Origin of the sequence: Streptomyces chiangmaiensis (genome assembly GCF_036281785.1) — a bacterium.
GTDB classification, from domain to species: Bacteria; Actinomycetota; Actinomycetes; order Streptomycetales; family Streptomycetaceae; genus Streptomyces; species Streptomyces chiangmaiensis.
This window is the reverse complement of sequence record NZ_JAYWVC010000753.1, coordinates 1-548: the sequence shown is the minus strand read 5'-3', so window position 1 is coordinate 548 and position 548 is coordinate 1. Positions and strand designations below refer to the sequence as shown.

The window sequence follows — 548 nt, the reverse complement described above, 5'->3', positions numbered from 1 at the left end:
TGTTTACCCCTACGGTGTAGGCGCGCTGATCGTCGTGGCCATGGCATTGACCATGAATAGGTTCCACAGCCATGACGAACACACGATCCAGGCGCCGCCAGCGCGGCAGCATCCGCTCCCACGGAGACGGTCTCCAGGTGCGGGTCTACGCGGGTCGTGACCCGCTCACGAAGAAGGACCTCTACCTCCACGAGCAGGCCACCACCCCGGAGGAAGCCGAGAAGGTCCGCACGAGACTCCTTCACGAGGTCGACGAGCAGCGCCACCCCAAGAGCCAGGTGGCATTGTCGTTCCTGCTCGACCGGTGGCTCGGCATCGCCGAGCTGGACGAGACGTCGTACGAGCGGACCGAAGGACTGATCCGCAACTACCTCAAGCCCACCTTCGGTGACCTCAAGGCAAGCAAGCTGACCGCCGAGAAGCTGGAGCTGTTCTACGCGCGGCTGCGGCGCTGCAGGGAGCAGTGCGACGGTCGGCGCAACGGCAAGACCGACGCCAGGACGAAGAAGAAGCACGTCTGCAAGCCGCTCGCAGCGAACTCCGTGCGG

At 64.8% G+C, this 548-nt stretch carries 1 protein-coding gene; it reads left to right on the top strand.

Features of this window, described 5'->3' with window-relative positions:
- Positions 1-71 precede the first annotated feature (71 nt).
- Positions 72-548: tyrosine-type recombinase/integrase (locus VXC91_RS46765; RefSeq protein WP_329513390.1), on the top strand; the 477-nt coding region annotated here is incomplete at its 3' end.